20 protein-coding genes and 1 other RNA gene are annotated in these 19,231 nt (G+C 68.1%); 11 read left to right on the top strand and 10 right to left on the bottom strand.

Annotation, left to right across the window (positions count from 1 at the left end; all coding sequences use genetic code 11):
• Nucleotides 1-64 precede the first annotated feature (64 nt).
• Together ACLKM7_RS09665 and ACLKM7_RS09660 are read right to left on the bottom strand one after the other, a co-directional pair.
• Entirely contained in the window at nucleotides 65-1,540 is a 1,476-nt protein-coding gene (locus tag ACLKM7_RS09665) for a phytoene desaturase family protein (RefSeq protein ID WP_436446984.1), read from the bottom strand.
• The gene (locus tag ACLKM7_RS09660) at nucleotides 1,537-2,043 is read right to left on the bottom strand and encodes an SRPBCC family protein (RefSeq protein WP_436446983.1); all 507 of its coding nucleotides are present in this window, start codon (nucleotides 2,041-2,043) and stop codon (nucleotides 1,537-1,539) included. The genes ACLKM7_RS09665 and ACLKM7_RS09660 overlap by 4 nt, the downstream gene beginning before the upstream one ends.
• Before the next feature lie 401 nt (nucleotides 2,044-2,444).
• Here ACLKM7_RS09660 and ACLKM7_RS09655 point away from each other — a divergent pair, with 401 nt between their 5' ends.
• The 4 genes from ACLKM7_RS09655 (at nucleotide 2,445) to ACLKM7_RS09640 (ending at nucleotide 5,062) form a co-directional block, all read left to right on the top strand.
• Nucleotides 2,445-2,990, top strand: a complete 546-nt coding sequence (locus ACLKM7_RS09655; RefSeq protein ID WP_436446982.1) for a CGNR zinc finger domain-containing protein — start codon at nucleotides 2,445-2,447, stop codon at nucleotides 2,988-2,990.
• Nucleotides 2,991-3,001: 11 nt separating this feature from the next.
• On the top strand, nucleotides 3,002-3,541 hold the full coding sequence (locus tag ACLKM7_RS09650; protein WP_436446981.1) for a YaeQ family protein: 540 nt from the start codon (nucleotides 3,002-3,004) through the stop codon (nucleotides 3,539-3,541).
• 61 nt (nucleotides 3,542-3,602) lie between these two features.
• Nucleotides 3,603-4,484, top strand: coding sequence for an alpha/beta fold hydrolase (locus tag ACLKM7_RS09645; protein ID WP_436446980.1), 882 nt, complete (start codon nucleotides 3,603-3,605; stop codon nucleotides 4,482-4,484).
• The gene (locus ACLKM7_RS09640) at nucleotides 4,484-5,062 is read left to right on the top strand and encodes a TetR/AcrR family transcriptional regulator (RefSeq protein WP_436446979.1); all 579 of its coding nucleotides are present in this window, start codon (nucleotides 4,484-4,486) and stop codon (nucleotides 5,060-5,062) included. The genes ACLKM7_RS09645 and ACLKM7_RS09640 overlap by 1 nt, the downstream gene beginning before the upstream one ends.
• A 30-nt stretch (nucleotides 5,063-5,092) precedes the next feature.
• Here ACLKM7_RS09640 and ACLKM7_RS09635 read toward each other — a convergent pair whose 3' ends face one another.
• Nucleotides 5,093-5,518, bottom strand: a complete 426-nt coding sequence (locus ACLKM7_RS09635) for a winged helix-turn-helix transcriptional regulator (protein WP_168914227.1) — start codon at nucleotides 5,516-5,518, stop codon at nucleotides 5,093-5,095.
• Between the two features lie 62 nt (nucleotides 5,519-5,580).
• Here ACLKM7_RS09635 and ACLKM7_RS09630 point away from each other — a divergent pair, with 62 nt between their 5' ends.
• A complete protein-coding gene (locus ACLKM7_RS09630) occupies nucleotides 5,581-6,978 on the top strand; it encodes an MFS transporter (RefSeq protein ID WP_436446978.1) in 1,398 nt (465 codons plus the stop codon).
• 39 nt (nucleotides 6,979-7,017) lie between these two features.
• Here the strand turns inward: ACLKM7_RS09630 and ACLKM7_RS09625 are convergent, their stop codons facing one another.
• Nucleotides 7,018-7,440 carry a VOC family protein gene (locus ACLKM7_RS09625; RefSeq protein WP_436446977.1) on the bottom strand — a complete coding sequence of 141 codons (423 nt, stop codon included), beginning with the start codon at nucleotides 7,438-7,440 and terminating at the stop codon, nucleotides 7,018-7,020.
• Between the two features lie 107 nt (nucleotides 7,441-7,547).
• Here ACLKM7_RS09625 and ACLKM7_RS09620 point away from each other — a divergent pair, with 107 nt between their 5' ends.
• The 3 genes from ACLKM7_RS09620 to ACLKM7_RS09610 all read left to right on the top strand — a co-directional run bounded on the left by ACLKM7_RS09620 (nucleotide 7,548) and on the right by ACLKM7_RS09610 (nucleotide 10,759).
• Nucleotides 7,548-8,600 carry a helix-turn-helix transcriptional regulator gene (locus ACLKM7_RS09620; protein ID WP_436446976.1) on the top strand — a complete coding sequence of 351 codons (1,053 nt, stop codon included), beginning with the start codon at nucleotides 7,548-7,550 and terminating at the stop codon, nucleotides 8,598-8,600.
• Between the two features lie 13 nt (nucleotides 8,601-8,613).
• Nucleotides 8,614-9,942: a flavin monoamine oxidase family protein gene (locus ACLKM7_RS09615; RefSeq protein WP_436446975.1), complete on the top strand. Its 1,329-nt coding sequence runs from the start codon at nucleotides 8,614-8,616 to the stop codon at nucleotides 9,940-9,942.
• A 145-nt stretch (nucleotides 9,943-10,087) separates the two neighbouring features.
• A complete protein-coding gene (locus ACLKM7_RS09610; protein ID WP_436447223.1) occupies nucleotides 10,088-10,759 on the top strand; it encodes a Type 1 glutamine amidotransferase-like domain-containing protein in 672 nt (223 codons plus the stop codon).
• 107 nt (nucleotides 10,760-10,866) lie between these two features.
• Here the strand turns inward: ACLKM7_RS09610 and ACLKM7_RS09605 are convergent, their stop codons facing one another.
• Nucleotides 10,867-11,094 carry a hypothetical protein gene (locus ACLKM7_RS09605; protein WP_436446974.1) on the bottom strand — a complete coding sequence of 76 codons (228 nt, stop codon included), beginning with the start codon at nucleotides 11,092-11,094 and terminating at the stop codon, nucleotides 10,867-10,869.
• Between the two features lie 165 nt (nucleotides 11,095-11,259).
• Complete coding sequence (locus ACLKM7_RS09600) at nucleotides 11,260-12,294, bottom strand: helix-turn-helix transcriptional regulator (RefSeq protein ID WP_436446973.1); 1,035 nt, start codon at nucleotides 12,292-12,294, stop codon at nucleotides 11,260-11,262.
• A 62-nt stretch (nucleotides 12,295-12,356) separates the two neighbouring features.
• Between ACLKM7_RS09600 and ACLKM7_RS09595 the strand changes: the two genes are divergently transcribed.
• Both ACLKM7_RS09595 and ACLKM7_RS09590 read left to right on the top strand, forming a co-directional pair.
• Nucleotides 12,357-13,553 carry an epoxide hydrolase family protein gene (locus ACLKM7_RS09595; RefSeq protein ID WP_436446972.1) on the top strand — a complete coding sequence of 399 codons (1,197 nt, stop codon included), beginning with the start codon at nucleotides 12,357-12,359 and terminating at the stop codon, nucleotides 13,551-13,553.
• Nucleotides 13,554-14,604: 1,051 nt separating this feature from the next.
• On the top strand, nucleotides 14,605-15,039 hold the full coding sequence (locus ACLKM7_RS09590) for an N-acetyltransferase family protein (RefSeq protein ID WP_436446971.1): 435 nt from the start codon (nucleotides 14,605-14,607) through the stop codon (nucleotides 15,037-15,039).
• A 335-nt stretch (nucleotides 15,040-15,374) separates the two neighbouring features.
• Here ACLKM7_RS09590 and ssrA read toward each other — a convergent pair.
• Nucleotides 15,375-15,745: a transfer-messenger RNA gene (gene ssrA, locus ACLKM7_RS09585) on the bottom strand.
• A 167-nt stretch (nucleotides 15,746-15,912) separates the two neighbouring features.
• Here ssrA and ACLKM7_RS09580 point away from each other — a divergent pair.
• On the top strand, nucleotides 15,913-16,587 hold the full coding sequence (locus tag ACLKM7_RS09580) for an SIMPL domain-containing protein (protein WP_436446970.1): 675 nt from the start codon (nucleotides 15,913-15,915) through the stop codon (nucleotides 16,585-16,587).
• Nucleotides 16,588-16,596: 9 nt separating this feature from the next.
• Here the strand turns inward: ACLKM7_RS09580 and smpB are convergent, their stop codons facing one another.
• From smpB to ftsE, 3 genes are all read right to left on the bottom strand, one after another.
• Nucleotides 16,597-17,073, bottom strand: a complete 477-nt coding sequence (smpB, locus tag ACLKM7_RS09575) for an SsrA-binding protein SmpB (RefSeq protein ID WP_168914243.1) — start codon at nucleotides 17,071-17,073, stop codon at nucleotides 16,597-16,599.
• A gap of 72 nt (nucleotides 17,074-17,145) precedes the next feature.
• A complete protein-coding gene (gene ftsX / locus ACLKM7_RS09570; protein ID WP_168914244.1) occupies nucleotides 17,146-18,060 on the bottom strand; it encodes a permease-like cell division protein FtsX in 915 nt (304 codons plus the stop codon).
• On the bottom strand, nucleotides 18,057-19,229 hold the full coding sequence (ftsE, locus tag ACLKM7_RS09565; protein WP_436446969.1) for a cell division ATP-binding protein FtsE: 1,173 nt from the start codon (nucleotides 19,227-19,229) through the stop codon (nucleotides 18,057-18,059). Before ftsE ends, ftsX begins: the two co-directional genes overlap by 4 nt.
• Between the last annotated feature and the right edge of the window lie 2 nt (nucleotides 19,230-19,231).

The raw sequence follows: 19,231 nt of genomic DNA, 5'->3' as shown, positions 1-19,231 counted from the left end.
CACGCGCGGCGCGTCAGCGGGGCGTTGTAACGGATGCCGTCGGGTCCGCCTCGAAAGCCCGCTCTCAGCCGCGCGGCGAGAGGTCGGGCAACGCCCGTGTGCCGAAGTCGTGACGCAACGCGCTCCGCGCGGCGAACCAGCCCGCCAGGCCGTGGACGCCCGGACCGGGCGACGCCGACGCCGACGCCAGATACACGCCGGGAATCGGCGTGTGCCACGGGTCGCTGCTGAGCACGGGACGGCGCAGCATCTGCCACAGCGTGGGAGCCCCGGCACCGATGTCCCCGCCGGGGTAGTTGGGGTTGTGCCGCTCGACGTCGACGGCGCTGCGCGAGCTCATGGCGAGGATCGTGTCGCGGAAGCCGGGCGCGAACCGCTCGATCTGGCGGATCACCGCTTCCTGCCGATCCACCGGACTCCGCGCCGGCACGTGAGTGTATGTCCACAGCGTGTGCGTTCCGGCCGGAGCACGGCTGGGATCGAACAGCGAAGGCTGCGAGACCAGCACGTAGGGACGCTCGGGCAGCCTGCCGCGGTTGACGTCGTTCTCGGCGTCGGCGATCTCAGCCCTGGTGCCGCCGACATGCACCGTCCCGGCCCTTCGGATCTCCGGCTCGGTCCACGGCACCGGCTCGCTCAGTGCGAAGTCGACCTTCGCGACGCCACCGCCATACCGGAACTGCTCGAGGGCACGGCGGTATCGTGGCGGCATCGCGTCGCCGGCCATGCGCACCAGCGCGCGGGGAGTGACGTCGAGCAGTGTGACCCGAGCCCGCGGCAGCTCGCGCAGCGACGCCACCTCGTGACCGAGGACGAGTTCGCCGTCATGTGCCTGCAGGTCTTCGACCAACGCGTCGATGATCGCCTGGCTGCCGCCCACGGGGATGGGCCACCCACGGGCGTGAGCATAGGCGTGGAGAGCGAGCCCGGCGCCCGCGGCAGCGAGGCTCGGCTGCGACAGGATCGTGTGCGCCGCGACGCCGGTGAGCATCGCCGGTGCGACATCATCGCCGAAACGCACGTTCCACAGCGGACTGCCCTGCTCCAGGGCGCGCAGCCCGAACGCGAGCGCGGTGACAGGGTCGCGCGGCACACGCAGGAGCGGGCCTCCGGTGAACTCCGCCACCGCGGTCGAGCGCTCGACGAGCGGCTTCATCAGTCGCTCGTATGCGCCGCCGTCACGCCCCAGCCTCTCGCGTGTGCGGTCGAGGTCGTGATAGGCGATACCGGCGCGACCGCCATCGAGCGGGTGCGCGAACGAGACCTCGGGGGTGAGGAACTTCACGCGCTCGCGCAGACCGAACTCGCGAAAGAATCGCGATTCGAACGCCAGCGGGTGCACGGCCGAGCACACGTCGTGCCGGTAGCCGGGCAAGGTCAGCTCCTTCGTCGCGGCGCCTCCGCCTGCCTGATCCGCACGTTCGTAGACGCGCACTCTCAGACCCGCGCGGGCGAGGGTCACCGCCGCGGCAAGGCCGTTCGGCCCTGCCCCCACCACCACCGCATCCAGATCGGCGGTGCTGCGCGTGTCGTCGCTCACGTCTCGCTCGTCCCGCCCTCTCCCGCCGCGTCGATCTCTTGTTCGGCCGTGGTCTCGCCGCTGGTTCGCGACCCCCGTCCTTCAGCAAGGTACGCCAACCGATGCAGCGTCTCGGCATTTCGCCACGCCAACGGAAGGTCAAGCAGCGGTGCCGGGATCAACCGCCCCGGGCCGGCGACGGCTTCCTCCTGGATCCGCACGACGCAGCCGTCACCACGCGGCTTCACGTCGAGCGTCACGCGCGCCTCGCCCAGTGGCCAGCCGCGAGCGCGCATGACCATGCGCCGGGCGGGGATGAACTCCTCCACCACTGTCTTGTCATCGATGAGCACGGGCCACACGCCGACGGAATGGTGAAGCTCGGCGCCCGCCATAGGCCAGCTCTCATCGACCTCCCGCATTCGTGACGCGCCGACCACCCATGAGGGATAGAGCCACCCGTCGCCGAGCACCTCGAACACGTCCTCCGGGCTGCAGCGCAACTCGCGCGCATTGCGTGACATCGTCTCCCCCTCGCTCGAATGGCATTCGGTGTTCTGCGCACGACGATATGTCAGCCGGATGCCGCGGCCGAGGCACTTGCGCGCCGCGGGAGCCTGTGGTTAGGCCCGGTCATCGGCCTTCGCGACGATGTCGGTCCTGGCCGCTGCCGCGGGTGCCGGCTGCGTCTCAGGAGCAGGGACCGTCCGAGTGAGCGGTTCCGGTGGTGTCGCGGACCACTGCTGCAGGTCGACACGCCTGGTCCCGCACTCCGCACACCTCACGTACAGCACGCGTCCCTCCGAGGTGGAGTGCGCGGACTCGACCATCCAACCGTGTTCGTGCACGTCGCGCAGGTCGCACGATCCAGTGTTCTGCGAGGTGGGGAGTGTCGTCATACCCGACACGATGCTGTAATGGTCTTATGCATCTCAACCCTTACGGTGAGTACGCGGTCCTGCTCGCCGCCTCTCTCGCCAACGAGTGGCCCGCCGACCGTGGTGGCATCGTCTCGCGCACACGCGATTTCGGCATGACGATGCAGTTCGCCCAGTCGCCCGAGGACCACGAGCGATCCCGCGACGTGATCGACGATTGGCTGCGCGTCGTCGACACCGACGATGCCCGCGAGCGCGCGACGCTTCTCAACGCCCACATGGCGACCGTCGCGGCCTACCCCCGGCTCACCGATCACGACGGCGAAGGCTGGCATCTGCACTATCGCGACGACGACGACACGCTCTCGCGTGTGCTCCATGCGGTCATCAGCGTGGGCACGGCGCTGCACCTGACAACGCGCGGGATGCACCGGCTGTCGCGATGCGCCGCCGGTCGCGCGCCGGGCGACGACTGCCGCAACGTCGTGGTCGATGTGACCCGGAACGGGCGGCAGCGGTATTGCTCCGTCCGATGCGCGAATCGCGACGCGGTTCGCCGTCATCGCGCGCGCGGCTCACTGACCGCCGAGTAGGCTCGGACCTCATGGCAGCCGGCGCGACGATCCACACTTTCGCAGTCCAGCTGGCAGACGTAGACCGCGGGGTCTACGAGGATTTCACGCTGCGGGTGGCGCGTCATCCGTCCGAGACGGACGCCTTCATGCTGACGCGGGTCCTGGCGTACTGCCTCGAATTCGACGAGGGCATCGCGTTCAGCGAGGGGATCTCGTCGACCGACGAGCCCGCCGTGCTCGTGCGCGATCTCACCGGCACGATCACCGCGTGGATCGAAGTGGGGGCCCCCGATGCCGCGCGCCTGCATTTCGGAAGCATGCAGGCGGCTCGCACCGTGGTCTACACGCACCGCGACCCCGCGAAGGTGGCCGCGCCATGGGCCGGCAAGCGCATCCACCGTTCGGACGAGATCTCGCTCTACAGCTTCGATCCCGGCTTCATCGACCAGGCTGTGGCGGCGCTCGAGCGCCGCAACGCGATGACGCTCTCCCTCACCGAGCGGCGCATGTATCTCGAACTCAACGGACAGACGTCAGAGTCGCCGATCCACGAGCAGCAGGTCGCCTGACTCCCCCTGACTTGGCCGTAGTGACCAGACTCGTTACACTGGTCACAACGAGCGGAGGCGGATGAACGCGGCGCGCAACACGATCGAGCTGACGGGTGCCGTCGTCTCGTATCTCGAGTGGGCGCCGGCGCGCCCGATCGGGCTGACCGTCGTGCTGCTGCACGGGGGCGGCGCAGACAACGCGGAGCTGTCGTGGGGGCTGTTCGGAGCAGTCCTGGCAGACAACGGGTATCGAGTGATCGCACCGGACCACCCGGGCTTCGGACGCTCCGCACCGGCGGACTGGCCGCTCACGCAGGCCGATCTCGTCCGCTACGTCGGCGAACTCATCGATGCGCTGGCTCCGAGCGACTACGTGCTGGGCGGCCTGTCGCTGGGCGGCGGACTCACCCTCGGGCATCTCCTCGAGCGTCCCGGCGACGCCCTGGGCGCGATGCTGTTCGGCTCATTCGGGATCATGCCGCGCTTGAACGACGGCCCTCTGGGGGGCCTCGGTCACTTCGCGACCGCGATGATGCTGCGCACGGGCATGCTCGCCGCCCTCACGCGCTCGTACTCCCGCAGCGCCTCGGCCATGGAGCGCGGGCTGCGCGAGATCGTACGGAATCCCGGCGCACGCACGCCGGCGCTCGTCGACGCTGTCATCGCCGAAGCCGCCTCTGGGAACGGCATGCGGGCGTTCGGCGAGTGGCAGCGCGATCAGGTCCGATGGTCGACCCTGCGCACCGACTACACGGCGCGGCTGGCTTCGATCCACACGCCGACCCTCCTCGTCCACGGCTCGCGTGACAGCGGCGTGCCGATCGCCCGCGCACGGGCGGCAGCCCGGTTGCTTCCCGATGCCAGGCTGCTGCCGGTCGAGGGTGCCGGGCACTGGGTGCAGCGGGACCGTCCGGACGTCGTGCTCCCGGCTGTACACGGCTTCCTCGACGGGCTTCGCTGATGCCACGCCCCCTGATCGACAACCGGCGGGAACGCATCCTCGACGCCGCGGAGGCGCTCGTCCTGGACCGAGGATTCGACGCGATGAGCGTTGCGCGGGTCGCCGAGAGAGCCGAGATCGGGAAGGGCGCGGTCTATCTGGAGTTCGCGAGCAAGCACGACATCCTCGATGGAGTCCTCACTCGTGCCACTGCGCGCCTTCAGGCTCGTGTCGACGCGGAGCTCGGCATCCGTCCCTCTCTGTCGGCGGCGTATCGCGCGGCGGCGCGCGCACTCCTGGCGGATGAGCTCATGAGCGCGGCATTCCTGGATGATCGGGGCATTCTGGGATCCCACGTCGACGCCGTGGCCGACGGCCGGTACCGCGCGCGCCATCGCTCCGTCGTCGCGTGGCTCTGCGAGCTGGAGCGACGGGACGCACTCGCGAACGGCGTCAACCCGGAGCACCTTGCGATCGCGCTGTCGAGCGCGACGATCGGACTCCTGTCGGCCGCTCGGATCATCGGGCCACTCACAGCAGCGCAACTGGAAGGTGCGATCGAGACGTTCGCGCACATGGTCGCCGTCTACGAGCGGTGACACGGCGCATCCACGCTGGCCGCCCGAGGATCAGCTCGCGGCAGACTCGTCGTACCGGGCGCGCGCGACGGCGATGTCGGATTGGTGCGACTCGGTCCAGGTCACGAGGGCGAGGACTGTCGCGTTGAGACTACGACCGAGGTCCGTGAGCGAGTAGTCGACACGGGGAGGGACGACCGGGTGCACGGTGCGTGACACCAGCCCGTCGCGCTCCAGTTGCCGGAGTGTGACAGTGAGCATTCTTTGACTCACTCCGTCGACGAGGCGCAGCAGCTCCGTGAACCGAAGCGTGCCGTTCTCGAGCAGCGCCATGACCAGCAGCGACCACTTGTCGGCGATCCGATCGAGGATCTGGCGGACTTCGCAGTCTTCTCGCGCATCCCACTGGAACGGGTCGTTCGGCATATCGGTGACTTCGCAGGAACCGACGTACTCCGAAGTGCGTACTTCCGTCATGCGCCCATGATGACGCACGATGCTGTCAGGCACAAGAAGTAACCGACCACCTGAGGAGCACTGTGACTACGACCACCGAAGCCGGCTCGACGGGCATTCAGCTGCGCGGCAGCGGGATCCTGCTGCTGATCACCCTGTGCGGCGCGGCGTTCCTCGAGGGCATCGACATCGCGATGTTCAACGTGGCGCTGCCGGTCATCCGCGCCGATCTCGGGCTGGAGACCACTCAGCTGCAGTGGATCCTCAGCGGCTACGTCGTTGCGTACGGCGGGTTCATGATCCTCGGTGGCCGCGTCGGCGACCGATTCGGCCGGCGGCGGGTGTTCCTGATCGCTCTGAGCGTCTTCATCGTCTTCTCGATGACCGGCGGATTCGCAGAAGACGGCTGGATGCTCGTCGTTGCGCGGTTCGCGACGGGTATCGCGGCCGCGTTCATGATGCCCGCGGGTCTCTCGATCATCACGACTGGATTCGCCGAAGGATCGGCCCGCAATCGTGCCGTGCTCATCTATGCGGGAATCGGCGCCGCCGGCTTCTCCCTCGGCCTCGTCGCGGGCGGCCTTCTCACAGCGATCGGGTGGCGGTGGGTCTTCTTCGCACCTGTCGTGCTGGGGGCGCTCATCCTCGTCGGTGCGCTCACGCTCATCCCGCGCGACACCGCCGAGCGCGATCGGAGTCCTTTCGACGCCATCGGGGCGGTGGCGCTCACCGCGGGCATCGTGATGACGGTGCTGGCCGTCGAGCAGGCTTCCCATGGCGCGTGGCCCATTGTGATCGCCGCGGCGGTGGGCGCGATCATCGCACTCGTCGCCTTCGGAGTGCGCCAGCGCACGGCGGCCGCGCCGATCATCCCATCCGCCTTCCTTCGCTCACGCGCCCTGTTGCGCGCCTACCTCGGCGCAGGTTCCCTGGCCGCCGGCTTCATGGGCTTTCAATTCGTCGTCGTGCTGTATCTGCAGGAGCTGCGGGGTTGGACCGCGTTGCAAACCGCATTGGCAATGGTCGTGATGGCGATCGATGCGATCCTCGCGCCGACCGTCACGCCGCGGCTTGTCGCTCGGTTCGGCACGTGGCCGGTGGCGATCGGCGGACTGATGTTCGCGGCCCTGTCGTACCTGCTGTTCCTCCCGGTGGGGCCCGATTGGACCTATGCCCTGATGTTCCCGAGCTTCCTTGCGCTGGGCCTCGCGTTCACGTTCGCCTATGGACCGCTCACGATTGCCGCCACCGACGGCATCGCGGATCGCGATCAGGGACTGACCAGCGGCATTCTGTACACCTTCTTCCAGTTCGGCGCTGCGATCGGCCTCGCCGTCACGAGTGCCGTGCTCACCATCGCCGTGAACGCCGGCAGCGAGCCATTGGGCGCGTACCGCGCCGCGCTGTGGGTGCCGCTCGCGCTGGCCGTGCTGGGGATCATCGCGGCCGTTGCGGGTCGACCGCGCCTGCGAGTGTCGTGAGCGCGGGGCCCGGCGACGGCCAGGCCCCGCGTGAACCCGTCAGCCGGCGGGGTGCGTCGCCGCGATGTCGAGCACCCATGTGACGCCGAAGCGATCGGTGAGCTGCCCGTACAGCGGTGCCCACGGCGACGCGTCGAGCGGCTGACGCACCGTGGCCCCGTCGCTCAGCTTCTTCCAGTAGCGCGTCAGCTCGGCGGCATCCGTCCCCCGCACCGAGACGAAGAAGGGGTCGTGCCCCTGATCCCACGGGAGGTGCGGATACACGTCGTACGCCATGATGCGGAACCCGTTCTCAGCCGACACCTGACCCCACACCACCAGGGCGGCGGTGTCGGCGTCGGCCGTGCCCATATCGGCGTAGCTGATGATCGCTAGCTCGCCGTCGAAGACGGTGCGGTAGAACTCGAGGGCTTCCCGTGCTGCGCCGCGGAAGTTGAGGTGGGGAGTCACTGCGATGGTCATGGAACTCGTCCTGTCTGTGTCTACGGGCCTCCGGATGGCGGCCACGTCATCGATGATTCGGAAGGTGGCGGCCAGGATGTGTCCTCTACCCGAGGCATCATCGATTCATGCCCACGGCGTCTTCTCGTATGCTGACCCTCCTGTCGCTGCTGCAGACGCGGCGCGACTGGCCGGGCGCACGTCTCGCGGATCGCCTCGGGGTGAGTCCGCGCACCGTGCGCCGTGACGTCGATCGGCTGCGCGAACTCGGATACCGGGTCGAGGCGACGATGGGTCCCGACGGCGGCTACCGGCTCGAGGCAGGGAGTGAGCTGCCGCCCCTGCTGTTCGACGACGAGCAGGCGGTCGCGGTGACCGTGGCGCTTCGTGCGGCGGCGTTGTCGTCGGCCGGAATCGAAGAGGCCGCGCTGCGTGCGCTGGCAACGGTGAGACAGGTGATGCCGGCGCGGTTGCGTCATCGGTACGACGCGATCGACTTCACTGCCGCAGCCGAGGATCGCGAACCGGTCGACGCCGCGGTTCTCGAAGGGATCTCGGCGGGCATCCACGCCCGCGAAGAGCTCCGGTTCGACTACGCCCGGGTAGGCGAAGAGTTCGAGGCCGCGGCCGGGGAGGTCACCGCGCCTCGGCGCACGCAGCCGCACCATCTCGTGGCGACCAGGGGCCGGTGGTACGTCGTCGGCTGGGACACGGAACGCGAGGACTGGCGCGTCTACCGCGTCGACCGCATGCGTCTGCGGTCACACCGCGGCGCACGCTTCGCTCCGCGCACAGTGCCCGGCGGCGACCCGCACCGGTTTCTGCGCGCCCGATTCCGAGGGGCGACGGATGCCGATGCCTGGCCCTGCCGGGCGACCGTGGTCGTGCACGCCGCGGCCGCGAGAGTCCTTCCGTTCGCGGGCGACGGTGTCGTCACCCCGATCGACGCCGACTCCTGCTTGTTCGAGACCGGAGCGTGGTCGTGGCCGGCGCTGGCCGCCCTTCTGGCGCGCTTCGACGCCGAGATCGACGTCGTCGAGCCGCCGGAGCTCAGCGCGACGTTCGCAGACCTCGCCGCTCGGGCGTCGCGAGCCGCAGCGGGTACCTCCGCTATCAACTCCCCGCTCGCACGGAATCGCCGAGAGGCCGATAGCGTCGACGCCACCGGCGCGCCGCGCTGAAGAGGAGGTCGGTGTGGATCATTTCGACACGATCGTGATCGGCGCGGGTATCGCCGGTCTCACCACCGCACGGCTCCTGGCCCGCTCCGGCCGGAATGTCGTCGTGCTCGAGGCGCGAGAGCGCATCGGCGGACGGGTGCTCACGGATCGCTCGCACGGGCTCATCACCGATCTGGGCGCCTCGTGGATCCATGGCGTGACCGGCAGCCCCGTTGCCGCCGCGGCGGCGGCCTTCGGGATGCCGATGATGGAGTTCACGGTCGGCGGCTACCAGCCTGCGAGCCGCCCGATCGCCTACTACGGACCGTCGGGAGAACGGCTCTCGGATGCCGCCGTCCGACGCTTCGTCGACGACCTCGACGCCATCGACGTCGCGCTCGCCCGGGTGATCGCGGACTCGAAGGCAGATGCCTCGTACCGGGACGTGACCGAGACGGCGCTGGATGCCCAGCGCTGGGACCACGAGCGGGCGCTGCGGGTCCGCGAGTTCCTCGAACACCGGGCCGAGGAGCAATACGGGGTTCAGCGCGACCAGCTGGCTGCACACGGCCTCGACGACGACTCCATCGACGGTGACGAGGTCGTCTTCCCCGACGGCTACGACGAACTCGCCGCACGGTTGGCAACGGGTCTCGACATCCGGCTCGGGCACGTCGTCTCGCGCGTGGCCTGGTCCGCGCACGGTGCCACGGTCTCGAGTGGCAGCACGACGGCCACCTCCGATGATGTGGTCGTGACAGTTCCGGTCGGCGTCCTGCGGTCCGAGGATTTCGCGATCGAGCCCGCCTTGCCCGAGCCTCAGGCGAGTGCGCTGCGTCGACTCAAGATGAACGCCTTTGAGAAGGTTGTGCTGCGGTTCCCCACCAAGTTCTGGGACGACGGCGTCTACGCGATCCGGCAGCAGGGCCCCGAGGGAAGCTGGTGGCACTCCTGGTACGACCTCACGCGGCTGCACGGCACCCCGACACTCCTGACGTTCCTCTCCGGAGAGGCGGCCGTACAGACTCGCGGCTGGTCGGACGATCGCATCGCAGAGTCGGCCCTGGCGCAGCTGCGGCGGCTGTACGGCGCCCGGGTGGAGCAGCCGACACAGGTGCACGTGACGGCGTGGCAGGACGATCCCTTCGCCCGGGGTTCGTACGCGTACATGACGGTGGGTTCGAACACCAGCGATCACGACGACCTCGCGAACCCGGTCGGGGGCGTGCTGCACATCGCCGGAGAGGCCACCTGGACCGACGATCCCGCGACCGTGCCTGCGGCGATGCTCTCGGGTCACCGCGCCGCGTCCCGCATCCTTCAGCGAGAGATCCCCATCGACGACCTCTGGACCGAGGGCTGACGTCGCCGCCGGGAACGTTCCGTGAGCACAGGGAAGAGCGCCTCTCAGCAGATCCGAGCATTGCCATTCCGAAGTCCGTGAACCACTTGCGCCCGTATCCGGTGGTGGTGTGGACTACGACGAGTTCAGCACGGAGGACTCGATCGTGAAGATGCTGCTGACGTCGGGAGGCGTCACCAACTCCTCAATCCGCTCAGCACTCGTCGAGCTGCTCGGCAAACCGATCGAAGAATGCCACGCGCTCCTCATTCCCACGGCGCAATGGGGACACCCGATGTGCTCTCCGCAGACAGTGTGGATGTCGACAGCCGGGCGATGGCCAGATCAGCAAGGTTTGACGGAGCTCGGCTGGAGATCGGTCGGGGTTCTCGAGTTGAGCGCCCTGCCGACCATCGGACGGGAACGCTGGGAGTCGTGGGTGGCCGCTGCTGACGCCCTGCTGGTGGACGGTGGCGAGGCCATCTATCTCAGCCGTTGGATGCGCGAGTCGGGGCTGGCGGACCTGCTGCCCTCGCTTGCGGATACCGTGTGGGTCGGGGTGAGTGCGGGCAGCATGGTCATGACGCCACGCATCGGCAAACAGTTCGTCGAATGGGATGTCGAGGGCAGTGATGAGGCACTCGGCCTGGTGGACTTCTCGATCTTCCCGCACCTGGACTACCCCGGCTGGGACTCCAACTCCTCCGACAGCGCCGCACGCTGGGCGGCGGAGATCGAGGGACACTCCTTCGCGATCGACGACCACACGGCGCTCGCGATACAAGAAGGCGAGGTGCGAGTGGTCTCCGAAGGGAAATGGCTGGAACTCAACGCCTGACGGACCTCAACGACTCTTCCCACCGTTCACCTCGGACCCTTCAGCGAGCGGATAGGGTCGGGACGACGGTCGACAGAAGCACGACGGGAACCAGCGGAACTTCGCTACTACTCGCCCTCGGCTACCGGCTCCCTGCGCTGGGGGAATAGGGCGCGCACCACGAGGGCGGCGCCACCGAGCAGACAAAGCCAGGCAGCTCCCCATGCGACCAGACCCAGCACCTGGTTTGCTTCTATCCAGGATCGTACGACGTCGGTGCCTTTGAAGAGCATCCAGACCAGGAAGATCATGATGAGGACCGCGCCGCTGAACATCAGCCCAAGCTTTCTCGCCATACGTTGAAACTACTCGAGTTCGCTCGGATGCCGGTCGCTCACCGTGCCGATTTTCGGCTGAGTCGCGGGACTTGACGCCTCGAAGGTAGTCGAACGGCAGCGGGTTGGTGGCACGCGGGCACGTGGAGACGGGCATGAGGGACGCCGCACGAACCTGTGGCCAGCTCAGAAGTCGGTGCGGCGCGTCGTCGTCGACCAGGTGGCCGGGGCCACGCCGGGATCGGCCGCAGCGAGGTAGCGCTGCCCGAGGGCGCGCAGGTGCGTCCTGAGCTCCGCCGGCCGGTCGACAGTGAAGTCGAGCCCGAGCATGCCGAGGTAGGCCGCGATGCGCTCGAGGCTGTCGGCCCCGGTGACCAGCGCCGAGGTCGACTCATCGAGCAGTTCCACGGTGCCCACGGTCGCGTCGATCCGAGCCAGCACCTCGGCGGCGGGGGCTTGGACGATGACGCGCGCGTGGGCGCGCCAGCTGGCGCCCGCGACGCCGCGCAGCACCAGCGTCGAGGCATCCGTCGGCAGCGTCCGGGCGTCGAAGCGGCGGTAGGTGCGCGCCCCGAGTGCCATGCGGTCCACACGGAACGTGCGCCAGTCATCTCGGTCGAGGTCGTAGGCGACGAGATACCAGCGGCCGTTCCACGCGACCAGGCGGCAAGGCTCGACGCGACGCTTCTCCGACGCTCCCGGCGCGTGGCCCGTGGCGGCCTTGACGTAATCGAAGCGGCACCACTCGGATTCCTGGATCGCGGTCGCGAGCGCGGCGAGCACCTGGGGCGCGACAGGCGTCTCGTCCCGGCGCGCACGCGCCGGCGTCTGCGGCGTCTCGGTAGCATCCCGCAACGCCGCCACCTGCTGCCGGAGCCGCGACGGGATGACCTGCTCGAGCTTTGCGAGCGCGCGCGCCGCGCTCTCATCGATGCCCGCGATCAGCTGCGGCCCCAGCGTGGAGAGGCTGATCGCGATCGCGGTCGTCTCGTCGTCGTCGAGCAGCAGCGGCGGCATCCGCGCCCCCGCTTCGAGGCGATAGCCGCCGTGGACGCCGCGGTCGGTGGCGACCGGATAGCCGAGCTCGCGCAGTCGATCGACGTCGGTGCGGATCGTGCGGTCCGAGACGCCGAGACGTTCGGCGAGCTCGGGGCCGGTCCAGGTGGGCCGCGCCTGCATGAGCGACAGCAGGGCCAGCAGGCGCACGGCGGTCGTGGGCATTTCTCGAGCATGCCATGCGAAACAGGAAGCATCCTCTCCGGATTCGTTTCTACCGTCGGATCATGAGCGAAACCATCACACCGGTCCTGTCCACCACCGCCCTCGACGCCCACGCAACGGAAGAGACGGATGCCTCGATCCGCCCGTTCCGCGTCGAGGTCCCCGAGGCCGAGCTCGCCGATCTGCGCGCGCGGCTCGCGAACGCCCGTTTCGCGCCGCCGGCGCCCGGCGACGACTGGTCGTACGGTGCACCCACGTCCTGGGTGCAGCAGATGGCCGAGCAGTGGCGAGACGACTTCGACTGGCGCGCCGTCGAGTCGAAGATCAACGCGTACCCGCAGTTCGTCACCGAGATCGACGGGCAGCGCATCCACTTCTTCCACGTCCGTTCGGCAGAGCCCGACGCTCTGCCGATCGTGCTCAGCCACGGCTGGCCCGGATCGTTCCTCGAGTACATCGACCTCATCGACCTTCTCCTCGACCCGGTCGCGCACGGCGGGCGGTCCGAAGACGCGTTCCACGTCGTGATCCCCTCGGTGCCCGGGTACGGCTTCAGCTCACCGCTCACCTCGGGCGGATGGTCTTCGGCCAAGATCGCCGCCACGTGGGACACGCTGATGACGCGCCTCGGCTACGAGCGGTACGGGGCGCATGGCGGCGACGGCGGCTCGCTCATCGGGCGCGAGCTCGGGCTACTCGCGCCCCAGGGGCTCGTCGGAACGCATGTGCTGCAGCTCTTCTCGTTCCCCTCAGGCGACCCGGCCGAGTTCGAACGCCTGACCCCGAAGGACCACGAAGCGCTCGCGATCCTCGCGAACTTCCAGGCCCGTGCCGGGTTCTCGGCGATGCAGTCGACCCGGCCCCAGACGATCGCGCACGCACTCGCCGACTCACCGGTCGGACTGCTCGCATGGAATGAACTGATCGTCGGCTTCGGCGACGGAAACCTGCTCACGACCGAGCAGGTGCTCGCGAACGCCTCGGTCTACTGGTTCACGAACACCTCGGGATCGGCTGCCCGCCAGTACTTCCAGGACGCCCGTGTGGCGCAGCACGGCCAGCCGGCGCCGGTCAACCACACCCCGACGGGGGTCTCGGTGTTCGCGAACGACTTCCGCACGATCCGCGCGTTCGCCGAGCGCGACAACGACAACATCGTGTTCTGGGCGGAGCATGAGGTGGGCGGTCACTTCGCCGCGATGGAGGTACCCGCGGCACTGTGCGGCGACCTCCGTGAGTTCTTCGCCGCCCTGCGCTGACGCTCGTTGCACGATGAGCGCCCGCCGGCCCGCCGACGGCGGACCGGCGGGCGAGGTTGCTATCTGGATTCGTCAGGTGGCGAGATGGTCGCCTCGGGTGTTATCGCTCGAGTCAGACGTATCCTGCCGACAGCCCACGCAGCCATGACGAAGGAGGCGATCGTCAGGGCGACCGCGAGGAGAAGCGTTGGCCCGGTCCTTCCAAGGGAGAGCGCCCCAGCTGCAAGCCAGATCGCAGCGAGGGAACCCGCTGAAGCGAGACCCAGGACGATCGCGGGACCGATGTAACGCACGGTGACATTCTGTCCTGCAATGTGGAGCTCCGCAAAGGGGCGCACGAAGCTCGATCCATGAGCGGGCGCCCGCGATCGGCGCTGTGGAAAGTCCGGCGGCGCCGCAATCTTCGCGTGACGAGCGCGCCGTCGGTAGCGCGCCGGCGTGCTATCAGGCGGACCTGCGACATGCGTTCAGCAGGTTCAGGCTTTCTTGCCGCTCTCCGGCAGGTCTTCATGGCTGAATGCCCACAGAGACCCGGATGGGCTCCACTGGATTTGTCCTGCAGCCCCCAACCACAAAGCGATCAGTATTCCTATCGCGGCAACGCAGAGTACTGCTCCAGTGACGCCAAGCTTGATGGAGGCGGAGCGCCGTTGCATCCGCCCTCCGCTTGCTCGGTGGGGTATATGCCCGCGTTGACACAATTCGCATCGGTGGTTCCCCACACAGATGCCGACTCTTCAGTGTCAAGCGCATCCATGCCGTCGGCACGGGTGACGAATGCGGCCAAGCTCCCTAGGCGCTCGTGATCCACCCGGGAGCCCGACTTCGCTGCATCCTCGAGCAGGCGTCGACGGTTCGATGGCCGCGACGAGAGTTCGTTCAGCACCGATGACTTTCCAACGCCAGACATGCCCGTGATCAGGATGTGACCCACGACTCGAGAGCATAGTGCTGGCCGTGCGGATGCCGGTCCCTTGTGCCACTGGCCGAACGTCGTCAGGCTCCTAGTGTGTCGGACGTTCGGGTGAGGCCTGCGACGGCGAAGGATGGCTTGGCACTGGCCGAACTCAAGGAGCAGTGGGCAGGGCTTCCCGAACCTGCGACGCCGGAACAGCGTCGCAGGTTTGCTCAGACTCTTGCGACATGGATGGAATCGCAGGGGGCGTCGCTCATAACCCGCGTGGCGGACTACCAAGGCCTGCTCGTCGGGATGGCATGGCTCGTCGTGTTCGACCGGGTGCCGAACATCGACCAGCCAGTCCGCAAGACGGGAGACATCCAGAGCGTCTTCGTCGTGCCGGCGTTTCGACGCACTGGTATCGCGTACTCCCTCGTTTCTTCGCTCCTCGAGGTAGCCGACGCTGAAGGGATCGATCGAGTCACTGTCAGCGCGAATGAGGCGGCCGTCTCGCTTTACGCGAGCGCGGGATTCCGCATCAACGAGTTCCTCCTGGAACGACGACGTCCCGACCGAATCGATCATTAGACGTCCTCACGCGAGAGCTTGCCAGCCGCGGCCAGGTCCACCGAGGGACGCACGCCCTCGGTGCCCGGTGAGCCCGCCCCCTTCAGGATGCCCGGAGGGTGCGTTTGTCATTCGCACTGAAGCGAGCATGCCCGAGACCGGTCAATCCGGCGGTACGTGAAAGCCGTCCATGGCCTACTCGGCCTCAAGTCCGATGCGGTGACGATGTCGCGCGGTTGCGGAGGCTTTGACACGGTTCGCTCGCTCACCATTAGGCTAGCGCACCTCGACAAAGAACAAGGCCCCGAGCCCTGCGTTGTCACGCAGATCTCGGGGCCTCGTTCTGTGACAGCGGTTGGTGGAGATGGGGGGAATCGAACCCCCGTCCATCGCTGAGTAACTGCGGTTTCTCCGGGCGCAGTCTGTGAAAGCGTTCTACTCGGCTCCGACCTTTGTCACAGACACCTAAGTCGACAAGCCCAGCCTGAAGAAAGTCCCGTGTGACGCTCAGGCGACGTCACACAGCAAGATCCCTAAATGACGCCAATACCCGTGACGGGATCAGTCACGGATTGACGGCGTCGGGCTCGCTGCTCAGGCAGCGAGGGCGAACGCGGACTGCTTCTTTTCGGCAGTTATTGTTTTGCAGGGAGCGTTCACGAGATAACCCTGCATCCTCGGCCCGCTGCACGCAGATTCGCAGGCGATGTCGAAACCGATCATCCCCGTGATCCTCGTTGGAGGAAGGTTCCTTCTTGCGAAGGGGCCGCTGTCACACTGTGGAGTTTCCAAACCGGACGCCGTGGCATCCGAGCACATCAGTCTATAACGGATGCCTCGGCCCCACCATTCCGCTTCGCATCGACCGCGTCCCGCCCGCGTAGAGTCGGCGTCATGAACGACGTCGTCATCACGGTCCGCGGCGAGCACGAGACCCGTGTCGCCCCCGAGCGCGCGATCGCGCACCTCACCATCAAGACGGAGGGTCCCGAGCGCGGCGCCGTCGTCGAGCGCATGGCCGCCCTCACCGAGCCTGTCCGAGACGATCTCGCCTCCCGCAAGTCCGCCGGCACGGTCGTCGAGTGGACGAGCCAGCGGGTCTCGGTGTGGTCCGAGCGCCCGTGGAACAACGAGGGCAAGCGCCTCGCGCCGGTGCACTACGCGAGTGTGGACTTCTCGGCGACGTTCACGGATTTCGCGGTCCTGTCCTGGTGGGCCGGTGACGTCGCCGAGCGCGAGGGCGTGCAGCTGGGCTGGATCGAGTGGCAGCTCACGCCCGAGACGCGTGCGGTCACTGAACGCGACGTCGCCACCGAGGCCGTCGGCGTGGCGGTGACCCGCGCGACCGCGTATGCGAACGCATTGCGCCTGGAGAACGTCACGCCTCTCGAGATCGCCGACGTCGGTCTGCTGTCACGTCAGGACCGGCCGGAGTCGGGTCCCGCGCCTCGCGGACTCATGGCCAAGGCGTCGTTCGCCGCGGATGCCGGCTCGGGACCGGCTGTGCAGCTGCAGCCGGAAGACATCGTCGTCTCGGCGGCCGTCGAGGCCCGGTTCAGCGCCCGCTGAGACGTCGCGCTACTCGCCCAGGCGGTTGCGCGAACGCATGGCGCGCTCGGCCTCGCGCTTGTCTTCGCGCTCGCGGATCGTCTGCCGCTTCTCGAACTCTCGCTTGCCCTTCGCCACGGCGATCTCGACCTTCGCCCGACCGTCCGAGAAGTACAGCTTCAACGGCACGAGCGTGTAGCCGCCGGCCGACACCGCGTGCGAGAGCTTGATGATCTCGTCCTTGTGCAGCAGCAGCTTGCGCGTGCGCTTGGCGGAGTGGTTGGTCCAATGGCCCTGGGAGTACTCCGGGATGTGCACCGCGTCGAGGAACGCTTCGCCGCCGTCGATGTAGGCGTAGCCGTCGCTGAGGTTGGCGCGGCCCTCGCGCAGCGACTTCACCTCGGTGCCCGTGAGCACGAGGCCGGCCTCGTACGTCTTCTCGATGGCGTACTCGTGACGCGCGCGACGATTGGTCGCGACGACCTTCTCACCGCGTTCCTTGGGCATGACTGCTCCTCGATCCGGACCGCACCCGTCGCGCGGCAGCCTGTCAGTCTACCTCGCCACGTGCGCCACGCGTCACGCGCGCAGCCAGCGCCGGATCGCGAAGCCCGCCGACAGCGCCGCCAGCGCGACACCCACGAGGATGATGGCGGGAACGACGAGCCACGCCTCCCCCATGCCGACCCACGTGGTCACGAACTCGACACGGTTGCGCAGGTACTGATCGACACCGAAGTGCACGCCGGCGATGACCGCCGCGCTGGCCAGCAGAGACCCGATCAACGCCGCGAACACGCCCTCGAGGATGAACGGCGTCTGGATGAAGCGGTTGGACGCGCCCACCAGGCGCATGATGCCGAGCTCTCGCCGGCGCGCGTAGGCCGACAGCCGGATGGTCGTGGCGATTAGCAGCACCGCGGCGACGAGCATGAGCGCGGCGATGCCGACCGCGATGTACGTCGCGATCGTGAGTGCCGAGAACAGCGGTTCCAGGTACTGCAGTTCGTCCTTGACCTCTTCGACGCCCTGCATCCCTGTGAACGCTTCACTGATGACGTCGGACTGGCGATGATCGACGAGGTTGATCCAGAACGTCTGGTTCATCTGGTCGGGCGTGATGACGCTTGCGTAGTCCTCGCCGAGCAGCTCGACGACGTTCTCGTAGGCCTCCTGGCTGCTCTCGAAGCGCAGGTCGCGGATCAGCGGCGACAGCGCCTCCCCCTCGAGCTGCTCACGCACCGCGGTCACCTGCTCCTCGGTCGCGACGCCCGCCGCGCACGTGTCGGTCTGCGAGATCGAGGTGCACATGAAGATCTGCACCTGGGCGCGATCGGCCCAGTAGTCCTGCATCTTGCCGATCTGCATCTGCATGAGGATCGCGGCGCCCACGAACGTGAGCGATACGAACGTCACGAGCACGACCGACACGACCATCGAGAGGTTGCGCCGCAGCCCCGTGAAGGCCTCGGACATGATCAGACCGAACCTCATGACGTGGGCCCCACTTCGTCGTCAGGATCGGTCTCGCCCAGGCCCAGCCGGTCGGCGAGCCCGAGTTCGGCGACGTCGATCTCGGCGAGGTCGGCGACCGGGATCGGCTGGGTGTGACTGGACGTCTGCGTGGGCGGGACGGATGCCTCGACCTGAGGCGGCGTGGGAATCCGCTCGTCTTCCGATCCCGACGCTGGAACGGATTCCACCGGCGCAGGCGGCACAGGCTCAACGGCCTCGGCGGGGCCCGCTGGCTCGGGCGTCGGCCGTTCCGGAGCGACGCGGGGCTCGGGTGCGCTTGTGCGCGGCGCTGCGGCGAGGGCCGCGGCATCCGTCATGTCGTCGTCGTCGGCATCGACGACCGTGGGGTCAAGGCCCGCTGCGGCCGCCAGGGCTGCTTCGCGCTGCACCTCGAGCACGGCCGTCAGCGCGGCCACGGCGGCGGCACCGCGTTCGGGCTCGGGTGCGAGGCTCGGCAGGCCCGAGGTGTCGCCGTAGCCGCCGTGTCGCTCGTCGCGCACCATCTCGCCGTAGCTCAGCTCGATGACGCGCCGCTGCATCTGGTCGACGAAACCGGCCTCGTGCGTCGCCATCACGACGGTCGTGCCACCGGCGTTGATCCGCGCGAGCAGCTGCATGATGTCGACCGAGGTACCCGGGTCGAGGTTTCCGGTCGGCTCGTCGGCGAGCAGCACCTGCGGCCGGTTCGCCAGCGCGCGGGCGATCGCGACACGCTGTTGCTCACCGCCGGACAGCTCGTGCGGGAAGCGCTTCTCTTTACCGGCGAGGCCCACGAGCGCAAGCACCTCGGGGACCGCCTGCTGGATGAACGCCCTCGACGAGCCGATCACCTGCAACGTGAACGCCACGTTCTGAAAGACCGTCTTGGTCGGCAGCAGCCGGAAGTCCTGGAAGACGGCGCCGACGTGACGGCGGAAGTAGGGCACCTTGCGGTTCGACAGCGTGCGCAGGTCGCGCCCGAGCACGATGACGCGCCCCTCCGACGGGGTCTCCTCCCGCAGGATCAGACGCAGGCAGGAGGACTTGCCCGAGCCGGAGGCTCCGACGAGGAACACGAACTCACCGCGCTGCACCTCGAAGTCGACGTTGCTCAGGGCAGGCTTCGCGGTGCCGCGAAAGCGTTTCGTGACGTTCTCGAACCGGATCATGG

Origin of the sequence: Microbacterium sp. I2 (assembly GCF_051364985.1) — a bacterium.
Lineage (GTDB): Bacteria > Actinomycetota > Actinomycetes > Actinomycetales > Microbacteriaceae > Microbacterium.
Note: the sequence above shows the minus strand (reverse complement) of the source record. Positions and strands in the feature narration are given on the sequence as shown.